This is a genomic window from Mycobacterium sp. MAC_080597_8934 (assembly GCF_000523975.1).
Taxonomy (GTDB): domain Bacteria; phylum Actinomycetota; class Actinomycetes; order Mycobacteriales; family Mycobacteriaceae; genus Mycobacterium; species Mycobacterium avium.
This window is the reverse complement of the sequence record NZ_JAOS01000029.1, coordinates 188,314-208,573: the sequence shown is the minus strand read 5'-3', so window position 1 is coordinate 208,573 and position 20,260 is coordinate 188,314. Positions and strand designations below refer to the sequence as shown.

The following is a 20,260-nucleotide window of genomic DNA, read 5'->3' as shown; positions in this document are numbered from 1 at the left end:
TATTTGCTCAACCCGGGGAGCGCGCGGGACGGGTCCGGTCGGGAAGCTAGGCGACGAAGCCGCGCGAGCAGAAGTCCCACACCTCTTCGGCGGTGATGGGGTGGGTGGTCGCGTCGTCGGGACCGCCGCTGGATTGCGCGATGAACATGACCGTTTGCATGGTCATCGCGGCCACCCGCTTCGGGTTGATGGTGGCGCGCAGCTTGCCGGCCTCGCCGGCCGCCTCCATCAGCTCCGTCAGCAACGCGAGCAAGGGCGCATGCGCGACCTTGACCTCAGCGGGGTGTGTCACCAGCAAACGCGGTGCGAAGTCGGTGAACAGCGGCCGCTTGGCGGTCGGGTCCGGGCGGGACGCCTCGTACAGCAGCTGAACGGCGACTTGGAGCCGCTCCAGCGGATCGCTGTGGCTTTCGGTAGCGGCCCGGATCTGGTCGGCGGATCGGCTCAGCGCGTCCTCGAAGAGCGCCAGCAACAGCTCGTGCTTGCCGTCGAACTGCAGGTAGAAGCTGCGCAGCGACTGACGGGAGCGGTCCACCACCTCCTGCACGGTAAAGTCGGTGCTGCCCTTTTCGATGATGATGGCCTGGGCCGCGTCGAGGAAACGCTGAACGCGTTGCGCCGCACGCAATTTCGCCGTTTTGATGGAGCGCTCGACGGCGCGCTGCTTCCAGGCCGGCTCTTCGCTCGGATTGGTCACGGCCGACTCGGGTGATTGCCGCGAGGGGAGAACATGATTGGACTCTACCGGAGAACGCCGTGACATCGCTGCGCTCGACCCCCTCACGGATCACGTGTCGGAGATTGTAACTTTCTTACCACGAGAATACTATTCTCTTAGATGTGTGTAGGGAAGCGTAATCGCAAAGAGCGAACCGTGCCGTCGGCGGAAAGCATGATCTACCGACGGTGCGCGAGGCCAGTTCGGGAAGCCGGGGAAGTGCTGTGCAACTGACGTTTGACGCCGACGTGGAGGCGTTCCGGGCCGAATTCGTCGCCTTCCTCGATGCGCACCTGCCCGCCGAGGCCGAGGCGCTGGAGCGGCCGCGGTCCAGCTCACACGTACCGGAGTGGGCGCGCCGCTGGCAACGACTGCTGTTCGACAGCGGCTGGTTGCTGCCCGGCAATCCGCCCGAGTTCGGCGGCCGCAACGCGACGTTGCTGCAGCAGTACGTGTACTTCGAGGAGCTGGGGCGGCGGCGCATCTATCAGAGCTTCAATCCGCAGGGCGTCGGGATCATCGCGGCGTCGCTGTTGAGCTTCGGCACCCCCGAACAAAAGCAGCGCTGGGCGGTGCCGATTCTGCGCGCGGAGATGACCGCCTCGCTGGGCATGAGCGAACCGGGCGCGGGTTCGGACCTGGCGTCACTGAAAACCCGCGCCGTGCTCGACGGCGACCACTTCGTGGTCAACGGCCAGAAGGTGTGGACCTCCGGCGCCCACGACGCCGACGTGCTGCTGACATTTGTGCGCACCGATCCGAATGCGCCCAAGCACAAGGGGATCAGCGTGCTGCTGATCCCGACCGACACTCCGGGCGTGGTGCGCCGCCCGTTCGCGTCGATGTGCGATGTCGACGAAATCGATTTCAACGAGGTGTTCTTCACCGACGCGCGGGTGCCGGCGGAGAACCTGGTGGGCGAGCTCAACGAGGGCTGGCGGGTGGCCACCGGTTCGCTGGGACACGAACGCGTCATGCTGTGGATGGGTTATGTCGATCTGCTGCACGAATTGAGCGCCGACTTCCGTCCGGCCGATGCGCTGCAGCGGGACCGCTACGCCACCCTGGTGATGGACGCGCACGCCCTGCGGTTGCTGGGATCGGCGGCGCTGGCCGCCGCCGCCCGCGGCGAAGAGGACGTGCCCGCCCAGTCCGTGCTCAAGCTGCTGGGTTCCGAGGCGCTGCAACGCGCGTCCGAGGACGCGCTGGAGGCGGCGGGGTCCGCCGGGCTGGTGCGCCGGGCGGTGACCGCGCAGGTCGCGCCGCTGAATCTGGACTGAAACGCCCTGGAAATCCCGGAGGCTCCTGACCTTGGAAACGAGGATGCAGGTATGCCGAAGGAACAGTCGCCCGGGAAGCCGACGACACGTCGATACAGTGCCGAGGAGAAGGCCGCCGCGGTGCGGATGGTCCGCACCTTGCGCGCGGAGCTGGGCACCGAGCAGGGCACAGTGCAGCGGGTCGCTCGCCAGCTCGGCTACGGAGTGGAATCGGTGCGCACCTGGGTCCGTCAGGTCGACATCGACGAAGGCCTGGCTCCTGGGGTGACGACCTCGGAGTCGAAGAAGGTGAAGGAACTCGAACAGGAGATCCGAGAACTCAAGCGTGCCAACGAGATTCTGAAGCGAGCGGCAAGTTTCTTCGGGGCGGAGCTCGACCGCCAACACAAGAAATAGTCGATTTCATCGACGACAATCGCGGGGAGTTCGGGGTCGAGCCCATCTGCACGGTCCTGCGCAGCGCAGGCTTGCAGGTGGCCCTGAGCACCTACTACGACGCCAAAGCCCGGGTCCCATCGGCGCGGGCCCTGCGCGACGCCGTCCTCGGGCCGGCGTTGTGCCAGCTCTGGAAAGACAACTACTGCGTCTATGGGGCCCGCAAACTCTGGAAAACGGCTCGTCGCGATGGTCATGACGTCGGTCGCGATCAGGTGGCCCGGCTGATGCGGGCCGCAGGCATTGAGGGGGTCCGGCGCGGCAAACGGGTGCGGACCACCAAAGCTGACCCAGCCGCGGCGCGGCACCCGGACTTGGTGCACCGCAACTTCGCCGCGGCTGCCCCGAACCAGCTCTGGGTGACCGACCTGACATTCGTGCCGACCTGGGCCGGGGTGGCCTACGTGTGCTTCATCATTGACGCACACTCGCGGATGATCGTGGGGTGGCGGGTGGCTTCGCACATGCGGACCTCGATGGTTCTCGACGCGTTGGAGATGGCGCGTTGGTCACGCGGAACTACATTGCAGGACTTGATATGTCACTCAGATGCCGGGTCGCAATTCACGTCCATTCGCTACGGCGAGCGGCTCGCTGAGATCGGCGCAGTCCCGTCAATTGGGACCGTTGGAGATAGTTTCGATAACGCTCTCGCGGAGACAGTCAACGGTTACTACAAGGCCGAGCTGATCTACGGGCCGGCTCGAAGCAGACCGTGGAAGACCGTCGAGGACGTAGAACTCGCCACCCTCAGTTGGGTCCACTGGCACAACACCAGCCGCCTGCACAGCTACCTCGGCGACATCCCACCCACGGAGTTCGAAGCCGCGTTCTACGATGCATACCGGACCGACCAACCCTTGATCGGAATCCAATAGCCCGAGCCTCCGGGAAACCCAGGGCGCTTCAGGACAGCCACTACCGCAGCTGGTTCGACCGCTACGCGCGCACCTTCGCCGCCACCATCGCCGGTGGCACGTCGGAGATCCAGCGCAATATCATCGCCGAACGCGTCCTTGGGCTGCCGCGCAATTGAGCTGCGCGTCAACGGTTTTGGGCATCCATGCGGGCGTAGTAGCTGATCGCCACCAGCCCCGCGAGGATCGCGACGGCCCCTAACACGATCCCCGTCATCGCGGTTCGGGGATTGCTCGCTTCGCCGCGGGCGACTCGCCGCCGGGCGATGTCGCCCGTCACCACCGCCGCGATGCCGAAGGGCACCCCCAGCAGCAGCCAGCAGGTGACGAGCCCGACCAAACCCAGCAGCACCGACGCGACGCCGAACTCGTTTCGCGGCGGCTGCGGGTCACTCATCGCCTCTCACCTTCGCGGTTCCGCGCATCTGCGAAGCATCTCACGGCCGGCCACGGTGAGGGGGCGGGCCGGGTGCTAGAGCTGGGCGAGCCGCGGCGCCGATCCGGTCGTCACCAGCGTCTTTCCCGCTTGGCGGGTCAATTCCCGGGCGCTGCCCAGCAAGCCGTCCAGGATCAGCGAGCGCTTGATGTGGTGGTGCAGCGGGTGCTCGGCGGTGAACCCGATACCGCCCAGCACCTGCTGGCAGTGGCGTGCGGTGGTCAGCGCCGCCTGCCCGGCCGCGGCCTTGGCCAGCAGGGCGGCCAGGCCCGGGTCCTCGTCGCATTCCGCGGCGGCCTGCAGGGTGGCCTCGGCGCCCTCGACCGCTACCAGGGCCTCGGCCAGCCGATGCCGGATCGCCTGGAACGAGCTGATGTGCCGACCGAACTGCACGCGGTCGACGGCGTGCCGGCGGGCCAGCGTGAGCATGGCCCGGCTGGTGCCGACCAGCCACCAGCCCAGCGCCCGCCACCCCGCGTGCAGCGCGGCGGCCGGCAATGGATCGTCCTGCGGCACACGGTGTATCGGCAGCAGCTCGTCGATGGCTGAGTCGCAGCTGTCGCGGCGCTCCCACAGCACCCAGGACCCGCCGGTGAACGGCAACGCCAGGGTGCCCCCGGGGGCTTCGCCGGCCGCGCACAGCAGCACGTCGTTGAGCAGCGGGGCGTGCGCTCCCGTCTCGCCGAGCAGTGTGAACACCAAAGGGATTGCGATGTCCGGCATTTCGTCGAGCATGTCGCGCCAGCCCACATCGGTCAGCGCGGCGTCCAGCTTGGCTCCCGAGGCGGCGCTCATCGTGGTGCGCAGCGAGTCGGTCAGCAGGCGCAGCGACTCGGCGTCAGCCGAAGGTGCCACGGTTCACTCCTTCCCGAGGTCGAGCAGCCGGCGGGCGATGATGTTGCGCTGGATCTCGGCGGTACCGCCGTAGATGGTGGCCGCGCGCGAGTACAGGTATTCCGAGCGCCACGGCGTGTTTTCGAGCTCCAGGGTGCCCGGCAACAGGTCGCGCACGGTGTCGTAGAGCCGCTGCTCGGCGGTGGCCAGCAGCACCTTGTCGATCGAGGTGTCGGGCCCCAGCCGGGCCCCGTCACGCATCCGGTGCTGGGTGGCGCGCGACCGGCAGCGCAACGTGTGCAGCGCCAAATAGGCTGCACCCAACGAGGATTCGTCGGGCTCCCCGGCCGCCGAGACCTCGGTGATCAGATCGTCGAAACGCGAGTAGAGGTAGGCGATGCGCTGCCAGAAGCAGGAGGACCGTTCATACGGCAGCAGATCCATGGCCAGGCGCCAGCCGTCGCCGGGCCGGCCGAGCATCCGGCTCGACGGAATCGCCACGTCGTCGTAGTACACCTCGCAGAATTCGTCGACGCCGTGCATGGTGCGCAGCGGCCGGATGGTGATGCCCGGCGTGTCCAGGTCGACGAAGAAGGCGGTGATCCCGTCGTAGCCGGGCGCGGTGCGGGTCAGCAGCACGCACCGGGTGGAGAACTGCGCGAAGCTGGTCCAGACCTTCTGCCCGTTGACGATCCAGTGGTCGCCGTCCTGGGTCGCGCGGGTGGTCAGCGACGCCAGGTCGCTGCCCGACCCCGGCTCGGAAAAGCCTTGACACCAGTGCTCTTCGCCGCGCAGCAGCCGCGGCACCATCTCCGCGGCCAGTTCGGCGGGGGCGTAGTCGATCATGGTGGGAGCCAGCACCTCGAGCATCGAGTAGGGTCCGGGTTCGGCCAGCCGGCGACCCACCACTTCCTCGCCGACGACCGCCCGCAGCACCGCGGGTCCGCCCAGGCCACCGACTTCGGCCGGCCACCCGTACCGCATCCAGTCGGCGTCGTAGAGCGCGCGGCTGACCCGGGCGAACTGCTTCATGTGGCCCTGCAGGGAATGGTCGGGCCCGGGGGTCAGATCGTTGTCGTCGAGCCACGCGCGCAGGTCGGCCCGGAACTGCTCGACATTCACACTGTCGATGGGTCGGCTCCTTAGGTCGCTGCCTGGGCCGCGGAGTCGCCGGCCGGACGCCCGATGGCGTGCGGGCGCCCGGAGTCGTGCACACCGCTGCGGCGGATGAAGGTCATGGCGCGGGTCTTGAGGCGCCAGCCGTCGGGGGTCCGCACGTAGGTGTCGCGGTAGTAGCCGATCCGCATGTCGTGCGTGGCGTGATCGATGAAGCACAACGGCTGGGTGCCGCTCGCCTGGTCGCCGTCGAGGTCGACCACCGCGGTTCCGGTGAGAAACAAGCCCTTTGGGGCCGCCGCCACCAATTCGGGGAATCGGTTCAGGCTGTACGTCTCGCCGAAGGCGCTGTAGGTTCCGTCCGGCGTGAAGACGGCGACCAGCCCGTCGATGTCTTCCTGGGTGATGGTGACCGCGTAGCGCGCGAGCAGCTGCTGGATCTCGACCAGGTCGTCAGTTCTGGTTGTGGACATAGACCTTGCCGCCTTTCATGACGAAGCTGACGTGCTGGGTTACCGTGATGTCCTCCAACGGATTTCCCGGAACGGCGATGACGTCGGCGAGGTAGCCCTCGGCCAGCCGGCCGCGGTCGCTGGAGTTGATCAACTCGGCCGCGGTGACGGTGGCGGCCCGCAGCACCGCCACCGGCGGCAGCCCCCACTCGACGAGCGTGACGAGTTCATCGGCGTTGCGGCCGTGCGGGATTGCGGGCGCGTCGGTGCCGACGGCGATCTTCACCCCGGCCCGGTGCGCGGCCAGGATCGAGGTGCGCGACTTCGGGAACATCTGGGCGGCCTTGGCCTGCAGCTCGGGCGGGGCGTGCGAGACGTCCATCCCCTCGGCCAGACGACGGGTGCTCACCAGGAAGGTGCCGTGCTCGACCATGCTGGCGATCGCCTCGTCGTCGATCAGAAAACCGTGCTCGATGCAGTCGATGCCGGCGGCGACCGCGTGCTTGACCGCGTCGGCGCCGTGGGTGTGGGCGGCGACGCGCATCCCGCGCCGATGCGCCTCATCGACGATCGCGCGCAGCTCCTCGTCCGAATAGTGCTGTGCGCCAGGCGGTCCCGTCAATGACATGACGCCACCCGAGCAGCACACCTTGATCAGCTCGGCGCCGTGCTTGATCTGGTAGCGCACCGCCTTGCGGATCTCGTCGATGCCGTTGGCGATGCCTTCCTCGACGGTGAGTTCCAGGGCGTGCGGCGCGAACGCGGCGAACATCGTCGGGTCCAGGTGGCCGCCCGTCGGGGTGATGGCGTGCCCGGCCGGCACCACCCGGGGCCCGTCGATCCAGCCCGCGTCGATGGCCTTGGCCAGCGCCACGTCCAGTAGATATCCGCCGGTCTTGACGAACAGGCCCAGGTTGCGCACCGTGGTGAACCCGGCGCGCAGCGTGCGCCGGGCATTGCCGACCGCGCGCAGCACCCGGGTCGGCGGGTCGTCCTGCACCTGAGACAGACCGGGTTTCTCCCCGCGCCCGCCCATCAGCAGGTTGACCTCCATGTCCATCAACCCGGGCAACAGGATCGCCTCACCCAGGTCGATCACGTTGTCGTCCGCGCCCGTCGGGCCCGAGTCCCCGACTCCGACGATCCGGTCCCCGTCGACCCGCAGCAGGCCGGGCCGAACGATCTCGCCGGCGTCGACGTCGAACAGCCCGGCGGCCTTGATCGTCTGCAACGTCAGATCACCGGCTCCCTGATCAGCTCCACCCACGCGGCCCCGCTGTCGGGGACGCGGGGCTGCTTCCACGCCTCGATCGGAAACGACACCATGACCAACGACTGCATCATGTGCATGAGCGTCTTCGCGTCCTCGGGTAGGTCGTCGAGCGGGTACTGGTCACAGTAGGCGATCACGTCGTTGAGGCGCGGAAAGGCCGCGTCGTAGAACGCCTGCATCTCGCTCATGCTCGAGGCCAGCCGCTTGGCATAGCGCTCGGGCTCGGTGGCGAGGTCCCACTCCAAATACGGCTCTAAATCGGCGAATTCAGCGGGCAGCGACGTGGCCATTGTTCTGGTACTCCTTCACGTAATCGCCGGTCGTCTTGTGCAGGTGACGGATCAGGACTTCCTGGTCGCACAGCAGGAACTCCTTGACGGCCCGGGTGCCGATCATGGTCTGGGTCGCTTCCAGGGTGTTGGCGTCCTGCAGTGCGTACTCCTTGAACGTCACCGCGGCCAGCTCCTGGGCCAGGCGTTCCCGCGCGTTGCGCGGCGGCACGAAATACAGCGTGGACTCGAAGATGTGCCGGTCCACCGCGGTGGGCCAGTAGTGGTAGGTCAAAAACCAGCCGGGCTCCCAGATCAGCAGCATGAAGTTCGGGTAGAACAGCCACGAGTCGATGCCCCACTGCGGCACCCGCTTGACGTTGACACCCGGTGGCAGGTCCAGCTTTTCGATGATCTCCGGCTTGTCCCACGGACCGAACAACCCGCTGCGCAACACCTGGTCCATCGGCTTGACCATGGACATGTCCGGGGGCGGTGCCTGACCACCCCAGGTCGACTGCAGGCTGTGCGGCCCGGCCAGCTCGTAGTGCAGTGCCTCGTAGCCGAACTTCTGGATCTTGGCGGCTTCCTCCTTGGTGTACTGCCCCTGGTGCAGGATCGGCGCGTGGTAAAACTCGACGAACGCGTCGATGAACAGCTTCCAGTTGCTGCCCACCTCGGCCCGGTAGGAATACGTCTCGGTCATCTCCCCGAAGGGGTAGCCCTCGATGCTCTTGGCCAGCGGCCCGAGGTAGTCGGTGAGCGGGGCCGCGTTGTCGTCGAAGTTGATGAAGATGAAGCCTTCCCACACCTCGCAACGCACCGGCGCCAGGCCGTAGTTGCTCTTGTCGAGGTCGAAGAACTCCTCTTCCTGTTGCACGAAGGTCAGGTCGCCGTCCAGGCTGTAGCGCCAGGCGTGGTATTTGCAGGTGAACTGGCGGCAGGTGCCGGACGTCTCCTCGTTGGGAAAGTCGTTCCACACCAACTTGTTTCCGCGATGACGGCAGACGTTGTGGTACGCCTTGACCGACCCGTCCTTGGTCTTGACGATGATCACCGAGGTGCCCTTGCCGGCCGACGGGAGCTCCCGGGTGAAGTAGCTGCCGGTGCGGGGCAGTCGATTGACGCGGCCGACGTTGAGCCAGGTCTTCTTGAAGATCGCCTCGCGTTCGGCTTCGAAGAAGGCCGGGTCGATCGAGTCGGTGTAATCGACTGGGCCGGTTCCGAGTTCGGGGTAGTTTTCTGTCCAGCTACCTGCGGCTGGCTTGGGGAAGTGAGGCACCGTTGTTACTCCTCTTTCTCAGTGCTGTTCGGCATGTTCGAGCTGGATGCCAAAAGTGTTGAAGGCCATGGCCAGCAGGGTGTAGCAGCCCACCGTGAAGACGTAGTCCATGCGTTGCCGGTCGTCGAGGCGCTCGCCCAGCGCCGCCCAGGTCCGGTCGGACAGTTCCGATTTCTCGTCGAGCTCGTCGACCCCGGCGAGCACCGCGTGGTCGAACGCGTCGAATGGGCCGGCGCCGTCGCCGGCAAAACAGCGAACCGCCGCGATCTGCTCGTCCGTGATTCCCTCGTCCTTGGCCATGCTGACGTGATGGGACCACTCGTAGGCGCACTGCCGGCGATGGGCCACCCGCAGGATGGCCAGTTCGCGCACCCGCGGCGGCAGCGTGGAAGCCGTCAGCAGGTGGACGTTGAATCGAAGAAACGCCTTGGCCAGCGCCGGGTGGTGGGCCAGCGTGGACAGCGCGTTGTTGGTGTCGGCTCCGCGCATCGCCGCGAGCGCCTGCCGGGTCGCCTCGTCCCACTGCTCGGCGGGGAGCGGCTGCAAGCGCATTAGCAGTGTCCTCTCGGTGGAAGAGAATCAGATTCTCATTTGCAACTAACAGACTGGCACGAAACGTGCGCTCGGTCAATGCCGGCGTGCGGGGCGGCCCCGCGGCGCTCGGCGTGCGCCTCAGCGCGTCGACCGTCGCGGGCCAGAAATTTGGTTCGCGGTCAAGGGCCTGGTCAGGCGGCGGCGCGCGGCCGGGGCAACCGCTGGATGTTGATTCTCACCTGGCGAGAAGATAGTTTTCATTTTAGTGATCTTGGCACGGGACAGCGATTCGCCGCGGCCGTAATCGATCCGGCGGATCCAACGGAAGGGCAACGGCCATGAACAAAGAGGACATGATCCTGATCAGCGTCGACGACCACACCGTCGAGCCGCCCGACATGTTCAAGAACCATCTGCCGAAGAAGTATCTGGACGACGCGCCGCGGCTGGTGCACAACCCGGACGGCTCGGACATGTGGAAGTTCCGCGACACCGTCATCCCCAACGTGGCGCTCAACGCGGTCGCCGGCCGGCCGAAGGAGGAATACGGCATCGAGCCGACCGGGCTCGACGAGATCCGGCCGGGTTGCTACAACGTCGACGAGCGCGTCAAGGACATGAATGCCGGCGGCATCCTGGCCTCGATCTGCTTCCCGTCGTTCCCCGGCTTCGCCGGGCGGCTGTTCGCCACCGAGGACAACGACTTCTCGATCGCGCTGGTGCAGGCCTACAACGACTGGCACATCGACGAGTGGTGTGGGGCCTACCCGGCGCGCTTCATCCCAATGGCGATCCCGGTGATCTGGGATGCCGAGGAGTGCGCCAAAGAGGTGCGCCGGGTGTCCAAGAAGGGCGTGCACGCGCTGACCTTCACCGAGAACCCGGCCGCGATGGGATATCCCAGCTTCCACGACGAGTACTGGAACCCGCTGTGGAAAGCGTTGGTGGACACCAACACCGTGATGAACGTGCACATCGGTTCCTCGGGGCGGTTGGCCATCACCGCGCCCGATGCGCCGATGGACGTGATGATCACGCTGCAGCCGATGAACATCGTGCAGGCCGCCGCTGACCTGTTGTGGTCGCGGCCGATCAAGGAGTTCCCGGACCTCAAGATCGCGCTCTCCGAGGGCGGGACGGGTTGGATTCCCTACTTCCTGGAGCGCGCGGACCGGACCTTCGAGATGCACTCCGCGTGGACGCACCAGGACTTCAAGGGCAAGCTGCCCAGCGAGGTTTTCCGCGAGCACTTTTTGACCTGCTTCATCAGCGATAAGGTCGGCGTGGCGCTGCGCAACGAGATCGGCATCGACAACATCTGCTGGGAGGCCGACTACCCGCACAGCGACTCGATGTGGCCCGGCGCCCCCGAGGAGCTGTGGGATGTGTTGTCCATCAACAACGTTCCCGACGACGAGATCAACAAGATGACCTACCAGAACGCCATGCGGTGGTATTCGTTCGACCCGTTCACCCACATTTCGCGGGAACAGGCCACCGTCGGTGCGCTGCGCAAGGCCGCCGAGGGACACGACGTGTCCATCAAGGCGCAGGGCCACGACAAGGACAGCCGGGGCGGCTCGTCGTTCGCGGAGTTCGCGGCCAATGCCAAAGCGCTCACCGGCAACAAGGACTGAGCACCGTACTGTCGCCGAGCAGACGCAAAAGCCCCCGATCCATCGGCGTGTCGGGTGCTTTTGTGTCTGCTCGCGCTCGAGAAAGGGGCGTGGCATGGATTTCGCGCTGACCGAGGACCAGGAGCTGATCCGCCGGTCCGTCGCGGAGTTGGCCGGGAAATTCGACGACCAGTACTGGATGGAGAAGGACCAGGCGCACGAATTTCCGACCGAGTTCTACAACGCCATCGCCGAGGGCGGCTGGTTGGGGATGACCATTCCCACCGAGTACGGCGGTCACGGCCTGGGCATCACCGAAGCCACCATTCTGCTGGAGGAGGTCGCCAAGTCCGGCGGCGCCATGAACGCCGCCAGCTCGATCCACCTGTCCATCTTCGGCATGCAACCGGTGGTGGTGCACGGCTCCGACGAACTCAAGGCCCGTACCCTGCCCGCCGTCGCCACCGGTCAGGTGCACGTCTGCTTCGGCGTCACCGAACCCGGTGCCGGACTTGACACTTCACGCATCACCACGTTCGCCAAGCGGGATGGGGACCGTTACATCGTCAACGGCCGCAAGGTGTGGATCTCCAAAGCGATGGAGTCCGACAAGATCCTGTTGCTGACCCGCACCCAGGCCTACGACGAGGTCACCAAGAAGACAGACGGGATGACGCTGTTCATCACCGACCTGGACCGCAGCCGGGTCGACATCCGCCCGATCCGCAAGATGGGCCGCAACGCCGTCAGCTCCAACGAGTTGTTCATCGACAATCTTGAGGTGCCGGTCGAGGACCGAATCGGCGAGGAGGGCAAGGGATTCCAGTACATCCTCGACGGCCTGAACCCGGAGCGGATGCTGATCGCAGCCGAGGCGCTGGGCATCGGGCGGGTGGCGCTGGACAAGGCGGTGAAATACGGCAACGAGCGTGAGGTCTTCGGCCGTCCCATCGGCATGAACCAGGGCCTGCAGTTCCCGCTCGCCGATTCGCTGGCCCGCCTCGATGCGGCCGAACTGATGCTGCGCAAGGCCACCTGGCTCTACGACAACGGCAAACCCTGTGGGCGCGAGGCGAATACGGCCAAATACCTGTGCGCCGACGCCGGCTTCACCGCGGCCGACCGGGCGTTGCAGACGCACGGCGGCATGGGGTACGCCGAGGAGTACCACATCACCCGCTACTTCCGCGAGGCCCGGCTGATGAAGATCGCGCCGGTCAGCCAGGAGATGATCTTGAATTTCCTGGGCGCCAACGTGCTGAAGTTGCCGCGCAGCTACTAGGCCCGGCCTCGAACGTGTACTCACGGCTGATTTTTGGCGATTTTTTCGCTACCAGTACACGTTCGGCAATGATGGGACGGTCGGGCATGAGGAATCGGAGTAACAGTTATGCGTGAAACAGTCATCGTCGAGGCCGTGCGCACCCCGGTGGGTAAACGCAACGGCGCGCTGTCCGGCATGCACGCCGCCGACCTGTCCGCGATCGTGCTCAACGAACTCGTCGAACGCACGGGCATCGGACCCGAGCTCATCGACGACGTGGTCTGGGGCTGCGTCTCCCAGGTGGGCGACCAGTCCAGCAACATCGGCCGCTACGCGGTGCTGGCCGCGGGCTGGCCGGAAAGCATTCCCGGGACCACCGTCAACCGGGCCTGCGGCTCCAGCCAGCAGGCGCTGGACTTCGCCGTGCAGGCGGTGATGTCGGGTCAGCAGGACGTCGTGGTGGCCGGCGGGGTGGAGGTGATGAGCCGCGTCCCGCTCGGTGCGGCCCGGGCGACCGGCATGCCGTACGGCCCCAAAGTGCTTGCCCGCTATGACGACTTCTCCTTCAACCAGGGCCTGTCGGCGGAGATGATCGCCAAGAAGTGGGGGTTCTCGCGCACCCAGCTCGACGAGTACTCGGTCCGGTCGCACGAGCGGGCGGCCGCCGCCCAGGACGCCGGCGCCTTCACCGACCAGATCGTCCCGGTGTTCGTCGAGGACGCCGAGAACAAGGTCGTCGCCGCCGACGAGGGCGTGCGGCGGGGAAGCAGCGTGGAGAAGCTGGCCGCGCTCAAACCGGCCTTCGCCGAGGACGGCGTGATCCATGCCGGGAATTCCTCGCAGATCTCCGACGGTGCGGCCGCGCTGCTGGTGACCACCGCCGAGATGGCCGTCGAGCTGGGACTGACGCCGATCGTGCGGTATGTGGCCGGCGCGGTCACCGGCGCCGACCCGGTGCTGATGCTCACCGGCCCCATCCCGGCGACCGAGAAGGTGTTGAAGAAGGCCGGCGTCGCGCTGTCGGATGTGGGCGTGTTCGAGGTCAACGAGGCGTTCGCGCCGGTGCCGCTGGCCTGGCTGGCGGAGACCGGGGCCGATGCGGCCCGGACGAATCCGCTGGGCGGCGCCATCGCGCTGGGGCACCCGCTGGGCGCGTCCGGGGCCGTGCTGATGACGCGCATGGCACATCACATGCGCGACAACGGAATTCGTTACGGGCTGCAGACCATGTGCGAGGGCGGGGGCACCGCCAACGCCACCCTGGTCGAGCTGGTGAGCTGACCGCGGAAAAACACCGGTGGGTGACCCTTGTCACAGCGGCCAAACTAACCTACTGTGTGTTCACTAGGTTGGTTTTCCCACGTCACCCGGCCCGAGGAGTTGCATTTGCCCGTCGCACGGCGCTACGACACGCTGCTGGCCAAGGGCGAGGACCGCAAGCAGCGGATTCTCGACGTCGCGCAGCGCCTGCTCACCCGCAACGGCTGGCGCAACACCACCCTCGCCCAGATCGCCGGGGAGGCCGGCGTCACCCCGGCGGGCCTGCTGCATCACTTCGAATCGAAGGAGCAGCTGCTGCACGCCGTGCTCGACGCCCGCGACCTCGACGACGACACCCACGCCGACCGGACCGGGGACCTGTTCGACCAGATCGCCGCGGTCGCCGACCGGTTTTACCGGGCGCCCGAACTGGTGGGCACCTTCACGGTGCTACTGGTGGAGAACATCCTGCCCGAGGCGCCGCTGCACGACCGCATGCTGGCCAGGCACCGGGCCGCGACCGACATCGTCGCCGACCTGATCCGCCGCGGCCAGGCCGATGGCCGCTACCGCGCCGACATAGACCCCGCCGTCAAGGCCGTTGAGATTCTCGCCTTCGTCCACGGAATGGAAACGACATGGTTGCTCGATCCTTCGATACCGCTGCCCGAGGTGTTCAAGCAGTACGCCGAGACACTGGCGCGGGACTTCGCGCCTCCGAAGAGGGCCGAGACGACATGAGATACCGGCTCGACGTCGTCGCCGCCACCGCCGTCGACGTGGTGCGATTCGCCGGCGGCTGGATCTTTGACCGGTCGATGGCCGGATGGGACGTCACGGTGCTGCTGATGGACCTCGCCGAGGAACCCGACCCCCGGCCGCTGCAGATCGTCGGCGCCCAGGTACTCGACCTGGAAGAGGCGCTCGCGTCGGTGCAGGCGCGTCCCCGTCCGCAGGCGCTGGCGGCCGGCGCCGACCTGTTCGGCTGCGACGCACGGGTGCGTCAGGGCGTGCTGCAGGCCCTCGACCACGGCGTCACCGAAGTCACGCTGTGGGGCGAGACCTGGCCGTCCGAACTCGACGACAGCGTCGGTCTGGTGCAGCACCGGCTGAGCATGGCGGCGCAGACGTTCAAGGCCAAGGCCCTGGCGGCCGCCTCGGGCGTCGACGGGGCGCCGCAGGTGGCCGTCGATCGCGTCGAGATCTTCCGCAGCGGGTTGCTGGCCTGGCCGTCGGTGGCCGCCGACCTGGTGCCCGCCAGCTGATCCGGCGCCGGGCCTGGCTGTGACCGGCGCCGGCCGGTTCCCGCGCCGGGGGCCGCGTTGACGACCACCTTGGCGTATGGAAATGTAATGCTCATTCGCGAGAGGCACGTTCTCACTAGCCGAGATTCAAGGAGCAGGAGATGACGAACGAATTCTCCGAGTTGGACTTCTTCCGCGGCAGCGAGCTCATCGAGAACCCGTACCCCTACTACGAGGCGCTGCGCCAGCGGTGCCCCGTCACCAAGGAAAGCCACCACAACGTCACCATGATCACCGGCTGGGACGAGGCCTGCGCGGTGCTCAACGACGCCGAGACGTGGTCCTCGTGCATCTCGGTCACCGGCCCGTTTCCCGGCTTTCCGGTGCCGCTGGAAGGTGACGACGTCACCGAGCTGATCGAGCGGCACCGCGACGAGCTGCCGTTCAGTGACCAGCTGCCCACCCTCGACCCGCCCACCCACACCAACCACCGCTCCCTGCTGATGCGGCTGATCACCCCCAAGCGGCTCAAGGAGAACGAGGACGCCATGTGGGTGCTCGCCGACCAGGCGCTGGACACCTTCCTGGCGCCGGGGCACGGCGAGTTCATCAAGGGCTTCGCCGGCCCGTTCACGCTGCTGGTGATCGCCGATCTGCTCGGTGTGCCGGAGGAGGACCGGGACAAGTTCGTCAAGGGCATCCGCCAGCACTCGGGCGGCGGGGTCGGCGGCACCGGCGAGGAAACGCTGGCGCACAGCCCGCTGGAATTCCTCTACGGCCTGTTCTCCGACTACGTCCGCGACCGCCGTCGGCAACCGCGCGAGGACGTGCTGACCGGGCTGGCCACCGCGACCTATCCGGACGGCTCCATCCCGGAGGTCGAAGACGTGGCCCGGGTCGCCAGCAACGTCTTCTCGGCGGGCCAAGAAACCACCGTGCGGCTGTTGGGGGCGGCGCTGCAGACGCTCGGCGAGCGCCCGGACATCCAGGCGCAGTTGCGCAAGGACCGCAGCCTGATTCCCAACTTCATCGAGGAGTCGCTGCGCCACGAGAGCCCGGTCAAGGGCGACTTCCGGTTGAACCGAAGGCCGGTCACCGTCGGCGGCGTCGACCTGCCCGCCGGGACCACGGTGATGGTGGTGCAGGCGGCGGCCAACCGGGACCCGCGCCGGTTCGACGACCCCGCCACCTTCGACCCGGCCCGCAAGAACGCCCGCCAGCACATCTCCTTCGGCCGCGGCATCCACAGCTGCCCGGGCGCGCCGCTGGCGCGCGCCGAGACCCGGGTGGCCATCGAACGGCTGCTCGACCGCACCACCGACATCAGGATCAACGAGAACATCCACGGCCCGGCGAATGACCGCCGCTACCAATATGTTCCGACCTACATCCTGCGCGGCCTGACCGAATTGCACCTGGAGTTCACGCTGGCATGAGGGTTTGGGTAGACGACCAGCGCTGTCGCGGCCACGGGATGTGCCTGACGCTGTGCCCCGAGGTGTTCAGCCTGACCGACGACGGCTACGCCGAAGCGATAGATGCCGATGTCCCAACGGAATTGGAGTCGGCCGCCCAAGAGGCCATCGAATGCTGTCCCGAGCAGGCGATCAGCGAAAAGTAAACGCGAGTAAGGAGATTCGAGTGGCCGACGGGCGAAAAGGCTATGTCATCCTCACCGAGGCCATCAAAGATCCGGAGGGCATGAAGGCCTACGCGAAGGCCGCCGGGTCGGCGATGAGCGGCGCCACCGTGCTTGCCGTGGACACCGCGCCCACCGTCATCGAGGGCACCTGGCACGGCGACCAGACCGTCGTCCTGGAATTCGAATCGGTGGACGCGGCCCGGGCGTGGTACGAGTCCGAGGGCTACCAGAAAGCCGCGAAGCTGCGCCAGGCGGCGGCCGACTGCAACGCGGTCATCCTCGCCGGCTTCTAACGGAGCGCTACTCGCCGACGATGGAGATCGCCTGCCGGGGGCATTGACGGACGGCCTCGCGCACGTCGTGTTCGTTCTCCGGGGTGACTTCTTCCTGGTGCACGGTCAGCATGTCGTCATCGCCGAGCTCGAAGATGTCCGGGTTGATGCCCATGCAGACGCCGTTGCTCTCGCAGAGCCCCCAATCGACCTCGATCTTCTTCGTCACCGTGACCCCCTTACCGAAGCACCTTGACGGGCACGTTCTTCCAGCCCGCCACGTTTTGCATGGTCACCCGTCTGCAGCCCGCCCAGTCGACCTCGTAGCGCGGCATGAAGTCGAGCAGCCGCTCCAGCGCGATCCGGCTCTCCAGGCGGGCCAGCGCGGCACCCAGGCAGCTGTGGATGCCGTATCCCAGGCCGAGGTGCTGGGCCTCGGTCTGGTCCCGCTCGATGTCGAAGGTGTCGGCGTCGGTGAAGGCCTCCGGGTCGCGGTTGGCCGCGGCACCGCACAGGAACACCGGCTTGCCCGCCGGGATCACGCCCCCGCTGACGTGCGCCTCCTTCAGCGTGTAGCGGACGTTGTATTGCACCGGGCCCTCGTAGCGCAGTAGCTCTTCGACCGCCCCGGGGATCTTGTCGCGATCGTCTTGCAGCTTCTGCCACTGGTCGGGGTGGCGGGCGAAGATCACCGCCGCGTTGCCGAGCAGCTTGGTGACGGTCTCGGCGCCCGCGCCGCCCAGCAGGGTCGCGAAGCCGGTGATCTCGATGTCGTCGAGCTTGCGCATCTGGCCGTTTTCGCCGGGGATTTCGGCGGCGATCAGCCGGCTGATCATGTCGTCCTGCGGGTTCTGGCGGCGCTCCTGGACCAGGCCGAAGTAGTACATCGCCGTGTCGATGTTGGCCTGCATGCCGGCCTCGCTGACCTCGATTTGCCCCGGCTCGTGGTGCAGGCTGGTGTCGATCCAGTGGCGGACCTGCTGGCGGTATTCCTCAGGCACGCCCGCCATCCGGGTGATGACCTCCACCGGGAACGGCCCGGAGAAGTCCTGCACCACGTCGAAGTTGTCGGGGTCGGCGGCGCTCAGATACTTGTCGACCACCTCGATGATGGTCTCGCGCTGCGACTGGATCGCCCGCGGGGTGAACGCCTTGTTGAGCAGGCTGCGCATGTGGCGGTGCTCGGGCGGGTCCATGAAGATGATCGACTTCTGTTCCGGGGAGATGCCGCGGCGCACCATCGCCAGGTCGCAGCCGCGTGCCGAGGAGTACGTCTCGTAGTCCTTGAACGCGGCCGCGACGTCCACGTGGCGGGTCAGCGCGTAGAAATCCTCTTTTTCGTCGTAATACAGGGGCGCTTCCTCGCGCATCCGCCGATAGATCTCGTACGGGTTGTTGAAGTAGTCCTCGGAGTACGGATCGAAGACGAGCTTCGGTTTGGTCACTGAATCCTCCTCAGCGGCGAGGTCGGGCTGAAACCTTTACAGCGGAGTCCCTGACTGTAACGGTAACGGTAATACCTTCATGACGAACCGAAAAGACCAAAACGCTGGTATTTCAAACCCTGTTCGCGATCATCGGCCCCACCCGGTCAACCGCTTGGTCGGGCCCAGCCGGGGAATCACCGGGGATGGCCCATCAGCGCCAGGGCCGCATCGGCCGCGTCGAGCACGGCGCCGCCGGCCGCCCCAGCCTGCTCGGCGAGGTCGACGACCAGCCGGACGTCCTTGCGCAGTAACGCTCCGGCCACGCCGGCCAGCTGATCCAGCCCTCCGATGCCGCCAAGCGCGTTGAGCGCGAAGCTGTTTCCGCTGCTGCGCGAGACGACTTCGGTGAGCCGCTCGGGGCGGACACCGAGCTGCTCGGCCAGCGACAGGGCCGTGGCCGCGGTGGCCAGATTCGCGGTGAACAGCAAGTTGTTGAGCAGCTTGGTGGTCTGCCCGGATCCCAGCTCACCGAGGTGAACCACCGGATCGGCGTAGGTTTCGAACACCGGACGGCAGCGCTGGACCACGTCGGCGTCGCCGCCGGCCATCACCAGCAGCCGGCCCTCGGCCGCCGCGCCACCGCCGCCGCTGACCGGCGCATCGACGACCGAAACCCCGAGCGCCGCAGCCCGTTTGGCAAGTTTTCGGCAGGTGTCGGGGTGCACCGTGCTGTGCACCGCGATGACCCCGCCGGGTTGCATCGCCGACAGCAGTCCATGCTCGCCGTCGGTGAGTTCGTCGATGTCGGCGTCGCCGATGACGCACAGGCAGACCAGGTCGCTGGCCGCGGCGAGTTCGGCCGGAGAGCCGGCCACCTTCGCGTCGGTGTCGGCGAATGCCTCGAGCGTCGCGGGTCGGCGCGCCCACAGCGTGGTGGGGTAGCCGCCTTCGACGATCCGGCGCGCCATCGGCCCGCCCTGGCTGCCCAACCCGATGAATCCGACGCGCATCAACCCGCCTCCTCCTGCGCCGCCGTCGTTTCGTGCGCCGCCTGCTCCCCGTCCTCCGCCGGCTCCCCGTCGGCCGCCGGCTCCCCGTCGGCCGCCGAGCGTGAAGCTAATTTCACGTTCGACGCCGAGCGTGAAGCTAATTTCACGTTCGGCGCCGGGCCGGTCGCCGCGCAGGCGTTCGCGAAGGACAACACCGTCGCGTGATAGTCGGCCGCCGTGTACCCGAGGCTGATGTTGTGCCCGGCGCCGGGTTGCCGGTGCACGGTGAACTCCGGCGCACCGGTGAACAGCGCCGCGATCTCGTCCATCGCCGAAGCGTCGTTCTGCCAGACCTTTTCGTGTTCGGCGATGCTGAAGTGCACCGGGACACGCACGGCCGGGGCGAGCGCCGGAAAATCCCGGCGGGCCCAGTTCGACACCATCTGGTCCTCGTAGGACGGGGCGCTCGGGGAGACCGTCGCACCGCCGAGAACCTCAGGCGGATAAAGGTTTTCCGGGTGCCACAACAGTTCGCGCAGTCCGGCGGGACGACGCTCGCGCGTCGCGGTCTTGAGGATCTCCCGGGCGGCGGGGTGGTAGTGCCGACCGGTGCCGGCCAGCTCGATGCCGAGCAGGTCCGCCCCCGCTCGTCGGCCGCCATCCGCAGCACAAGCTCGCATCCGCCGGAGTGGCCCATCAAGAACAGCCCGGCGCCGCGCGGCCGCTGCCCGAGGATGCGATCCACCGCACCGTAGGCGAGCTCGACGCGCTGCCCGGGCCGCGTCATCGCCTCCGGATAGGGGGCCGAGCTGCCGTAGCCCGGCCGGTCGAGCGCCACCACGGTGAATCCCGCTGTGGCGCCGGCCCGCAGCAGCGAGAACGACGGGTGGCCCGGGCAGTCGAAATAGACCGCGGTGGTGCCGCCGCCGTGGATGGCCACCAGCACGGCCTTGGGATCCTCGGCCTCGGCCACCAGTGCCGACATCGGCACGCCGTCCAC

General features: G+C 67.2%; 23 protein-coding genes, 1 pseudogene and 1 other annotated feature. Of the genes and pseudogenes, 11 read left to right on the top strand and 13 right to left on the bottom strand.

Annotated features, from left to right (window positions below):
• Positions 1–46 precede the first annotated feature (46 nt).
• On the bottom strand, positions 47–697 hold the full coding sequence (locus NF20_RS17975) for a TetR/AcrR family transcriptional regulator (RefSeq protein WP_019732843.1): 651 nt from the start codon (positions 695–697) through the stop codon (positions 47–49).
• Between the two features lie 245 nt (positions 698–942).
• Here NF20_RS17975 and NF20_RS17970 point away from each other — a divergent pair, with 245 nt between their 5' ends.
• The 3 genes and pseudogenes from NF20_RS17970 to NF20_RS28965 all read left to right on the top strand — a co-directional run.
• Complete coding sequence (locus NF20_RS17970) at positions 943–1,998, top strand: acyl-CoA dehydrogenase family protein (RefSeq protein WP_033711026.1); 1,056 nt, start codon at positions 943–945, stop codon at positions 1,996–1,998.
• A 51-nt stretch (positions 1,999–2,049) separates the two neighbouring features.
• Positions 2,050–3,311, top strand: a protein-coding gene (locus tag NF20_RS17960; protein ID WP_085989547.1) for an IS3 family transposase whose coding sequence is annotated in 2 segments (ribosomal slippage) — positions 2,050–2,353 and positions 2,353–3,311 — 1,263 coding nt in all. Because the reading frame shifts where the segments join, the coding sequence is not laid out codon by codon here.
• Positions 2,349–2,480: a sequence feature (AL1L pseudoknot), on the top strand. Its footprint overlaps the gene before it by 132 nt.
• 77 nt (positions 3,312–3,388) lie before the next feature.
• Positions 3,389–3,469, top strand: a pseudogene (locus NF20_RS28965) (acyl-CoA dehydrogenase family protein); the annotation flags it as partial.
• A gap of 8 nt (positions 3,470–3,477) precedes the next feature.
• Here NF20_RS28965 and NF20_RS17955 read toward each other — a convergent pair.
• The 8 genes from NF20_RS17955 to NF20_RS17920 form a co-directional block, all read right to left on the bottom strand.
• The gene (locus NF20_RS17955) at positions 3,478–3,747 is read right to left on the bottom strand and encodes a DUF4190 domain-containing protein (protein ID WP_003873023.1); all 270 of its coding nucleotides are present in this window, start codon (positions 3,745–3,747) and stop codon (positions 3,478–3,480) included.
• A 75-nt stretch (positions 3,748–3,822) separates the two neighbouring features.
• On the bottom strand, positions 3,823–4,641 hold the full coding sequence (locus tag NF20_RS17950; protein ID WP_019732845.1) for an acyl-CoA dehydrogenase family protein: 819 nt from the start codon (positions 4,639–4,641) through the stop codon (positions 3,823–3,825).
• A gap of 3 nt (positions 4,642–4,644) precedes the next feature.
• The gene (locus tag NF20_RS17945) at positions 4,645–5,742 is read right to left on the bottom strand and encodes an acyl-CoA dehydrogenase family protein (protein WP_023900237.1); all 1,098 of its coding nucleotides are present in this window, start codon (positions 5,740–5,742) and stop codon (positions 4,645–4,647) included.
• 20 nt (positions 5,743–5,762) lie between these two features.
• Positions 5,763–6,209, bottom strand: coding sequence for a nuclear transport factor 2 family protein (locus NF20_RS17940; protein ID WP_003877248.1), 447 nt, complete (start codon positions 6,207–6,209; stop codon positions 5,763–5,765).
• Positions 6,190–7,419, bottom strand: coding sequence for a metal-dependent hydrolase family protein (locus tag NF20_RS17935; RefSeq protein WP_019733283.1), 1,230 nt, complete (start codon positions 7,417–7,419; stop codon positions 6,190–6,192). The genes NF20_RS17940 and NF20_RS17935 overlap by 20 nt, the downstream gene beginning before the upstream one ends.
• A 2-nt stretch (positions 7,420–7,421) precedes the next feature.
• On the bottom strand, positions 7,422–7,751 hold the full coding sequence (locus NF20_RS17930; protein WP_003873018.1) for a hypothetical protein: 330 nt from the start codon (positions 7,749–7,751) through the stop codon (positions 7,422–7,424).
• Complete coding sequence (locus tag NF20_RS17925; RefSeq protein ID WP_009975024.1) at positions 7,729–9,012, bottom strand: aromatic ring-hydroxylating oxygenase subunit alpha; 1,284 nt, start codon at positions 9,010–9,012, stop codon at positions 7,729–7,731. Before NF20_RS17925 ends, NF20_RS17930 begins: the two co-directional genes overlap by 23 nt.
• 18 nt (positions 9,013–9,030) lie before the next feature.
• Positions 9,031–9,564, bottom strand: a complete 534-nt coding sequence (locus NF20_RS17920; protein WP_003873016.1) for a carboxymuconolactone decarboxylase family protein — start codon at positions 9,562–9,564, stop codon at positions 9,031–9,033.
• A 320-nt stretch (positions 9,565–9,884) separates the two neighbouring features.
• Between NF20_RS17920 and NF20_RS17915 the strand changes: the two genes are divergently transcribed.
• From NF20_RS17915 to NF20_RS17880, 8 genes are all read left to right on the top strand, one after another.
• Positions 9,885–11,183 (top strand): amidohydrolase family protein, encoded by a 1,299-nt coding sequence (locus NF20_RS17915; protein ID WP_003873015.1) that lies wholly within the window; start codon positions 9,885–9,887, stop codon positions 11,181–11,183.
• A gap of 94 nt (positions 11,184–11,277) precedes the next feature.
• Positions 11,278–12,444 carry an acyl-CoA dehydrogenase family protein gene (locus tag NF20_RS17910; protein WP_003873014.1) on the top strand — a complete coding sequence of 389 codons (1,167 nt, stop codon included), beginning with the start codon at positions 11,278–11,280 and terminating at the stop codon, positions 12,442–12,444.
• 108 nt (positions 12,445–12,552) lie between these two features.
• Entirely contained in the window at positions 12,553–13,707 is a 1,155-nt protein-coding gene (locus NF20_RS17905; protein WP_019733282.1) for a thiolase family protein, read from the top strand.
• 105 nt (positions 13,708–13,812) lie between these two features.
• Positions 13,813–14,427, top strand: a complete 615-nt coding sequence (locus NF20_RS17900) for a TetR/AcrR family transcriptional regulator (RefSeq protein WP_003873012.1) — start codon at positions 13,813–13,815, stop codon at positions 14,425–14,427.
• Positions 14,424–14,951: a hypothetical protein gene (locus tag NF20_RS17895; protein WP_019733281.1), complete on the top strand. Its 528-nt coding sequence runs from the start codon at positions 14,424–14,426 to the stop codon at positions 14,949–14,951. Before NF20_RS17900 ends, NF20_RS17895 begins: the two co-directional genes overlap by 4 nt.
• A gap of 140 nt (positions 14,952–15,091) precedes the next feature.
• Positions 15,092–16,366 carry a cytochrome P450 gene (locus tag NF20_RS17890; protein ID WP_003873010.1) on the top strand — a complete coding sequence of 425 codons (1,275 nt, stop codon included), beginning with the start codon at positions 15,092–15,094 and terminating at the stop codon, positions 16,364–16,366.
• Complete coding sequence (locus tag NF20_RS17885; protein ID WP_003873009.1) at positions 16,363–16,551, top strand: ferredoxin; 189 nt, start codon at positions 16,363–16,365, stop codon at positions 16,549–16,551. The genes NF20_RS17890 and NF20_RS17885 overlap by 4 nt, the downstream gene beginning before the upstream one ends.
• 20 nt (positions 16,552–16,571) lie before the next feature.
• Positions 16,572–16,865 carry a DUF1330 domain-containing protein gene (locus NF20_RS17880; protein WP_009975031.1) on the top strand — a complete coding sequence of 98 codons (294 nt, stop codon included), beginning with the start codon at positions 16,572–16,574 and terminating at the stop codon, positions 16,863–16,865.
• 7 nt (positions 16,866–16,872) lie between these two features.
• Here the strand turns inward: NF20_RS17880 and NF20_RS17875 are convergent, their stop codons facing one another.
• The 4 genes from NF20_RS17875 to NF20_RS17860 form a co-directional block, all read right to left on the bottom strand.
• Positions 16,873–17,073, bottom strand: a complete 201-nt coding sequence (locus NF20_RS17875) for a ferredoxin (protein ID WP_003873007.1) — start codon at positions 17,071–17,073, stop codon at positions 16,873–16,875.
• A 10-nt stretch (positions 17,074–17,083) separates the two neighbouring features.
• Entirely contained in the window at positions 17,084–18,289 is a 1,206-nt protein-coding gene (locus NF20_RS17870) for a cytochrome P450 (RefSeq protein WP_009975032.1), read from the bottom strand.
• Between the two features lie 176 nt (positions 18,290–18,465).
• The gene (locus tag NF20_RS17865; RefSeq protein ID WP_019733280.1) at positions 18,466–19,281 is read right to left on the bottom strand and encodes an NAD(P)-dependent oxidoreductase; all 816 of its coding nucleotides are present in this window, start codon (positions 19,279–19,281) and stop codon (positions 18,466–18,468) included.
• 142 nt (positions 19,282–19,423) lie between these two features.
• A complete protein-coding gene (locus tag NF20_RS17860) occupies positions 19,424–20,245 on the bottom strand; it encodes an alpha/beta hydrolase (RefSeq protein WP_415622250.1) in 822 nt (273 codons plus the stop codon).
• Positions 20,246–20,260 lie beyond the last annotated feature (15 nt).

Bases quoted from the DNA above. Each gene is read 5' to 3' on its own strand.
- NF20_RS17895 (WP_019733281.1), top strand. From the start codon at position 14,424: ATGAGATACCGGCTCGACGTCGTCGCCGCCACCGCCGTCGACGTGGTG.
- NF20_RS17930 (WP_003873018.1), bottom strand. From the start codon at position 7,751: ATGGCCACGTCGCTGCCCGCTGAATTCGCCGATTTAGAGCCGTATTTG.
- NF20_RS17940 (WP_003877248.1), bottom strand. From the start codon at position 6,209: ATGTCCACAACCAGAACTGACGACCTGGTCGAGATCCAGCAGCTGCTC.
- NF20_RS17865 (WP_019733280.1), bottom strand. From the start codon at position 19,281: ATGCGCGTCGGATTCATCGGGTTGGGCAGCCAGGGCGGGCCGATGGCG.
- NF20_RS17910 (WP_003873014.1), top strand. From the start codon at position 11,278: ATGGATTTCGCGCTGACCGAGGACCAGGAGCTGATCCGCCGGTCCGTC.
- NF20_RS17885 (WP_003873009.1), top strand. From the start codon at position 16,363: ATGAGGGTTTGGGTAGACGACCAGCGCTGTCGCGGCCACGGGATGTGC.
- NF20_RS17955 (WP_003873023.1), bottom strand. From the start codon at position 3,747: ATGAGTGACCCGCAGCCGCCGCGAAACGAGTTCGGCGTCGCGTCGGTG.
- NF20_RS17915 (WP_003873015.1), top strand. From the start codon at position 9,885: ATGAACAAAGAGGACATGATCCTGATCAGCGTCGACGACCACACCGTC.
- NF20_RS17905 (WP_019733282.1), top strand. From the start codon at position 12,553: ATGCGTGAAACAGTCATCGTCGAGGCCGTGCGCACCCCGGTGGGTAAA.
- NF20_RS17860 (WP_415622250.1), bottom strand. From the start codon at position 20,245: ATGTCGGCACTGGTGGCCGAGGCCGAGGATCCCAAGGCCGTGCTGGTG.
- NF20_RS17890 (WP_003873010.1), top strand. From the start codon at position 15,092: ATGACGAACGAATTCTCCGAGTTGGACTTCTTCCGCGGCAGCGAGCTC.
- NF20_RS17920 (WP_003873016.1), bottom strand. From the start codon at position 9,564: ATGCGCTTGCAGCCGCTCCCCGCCGAGCAGTGGGACGAGGCGACCCGG.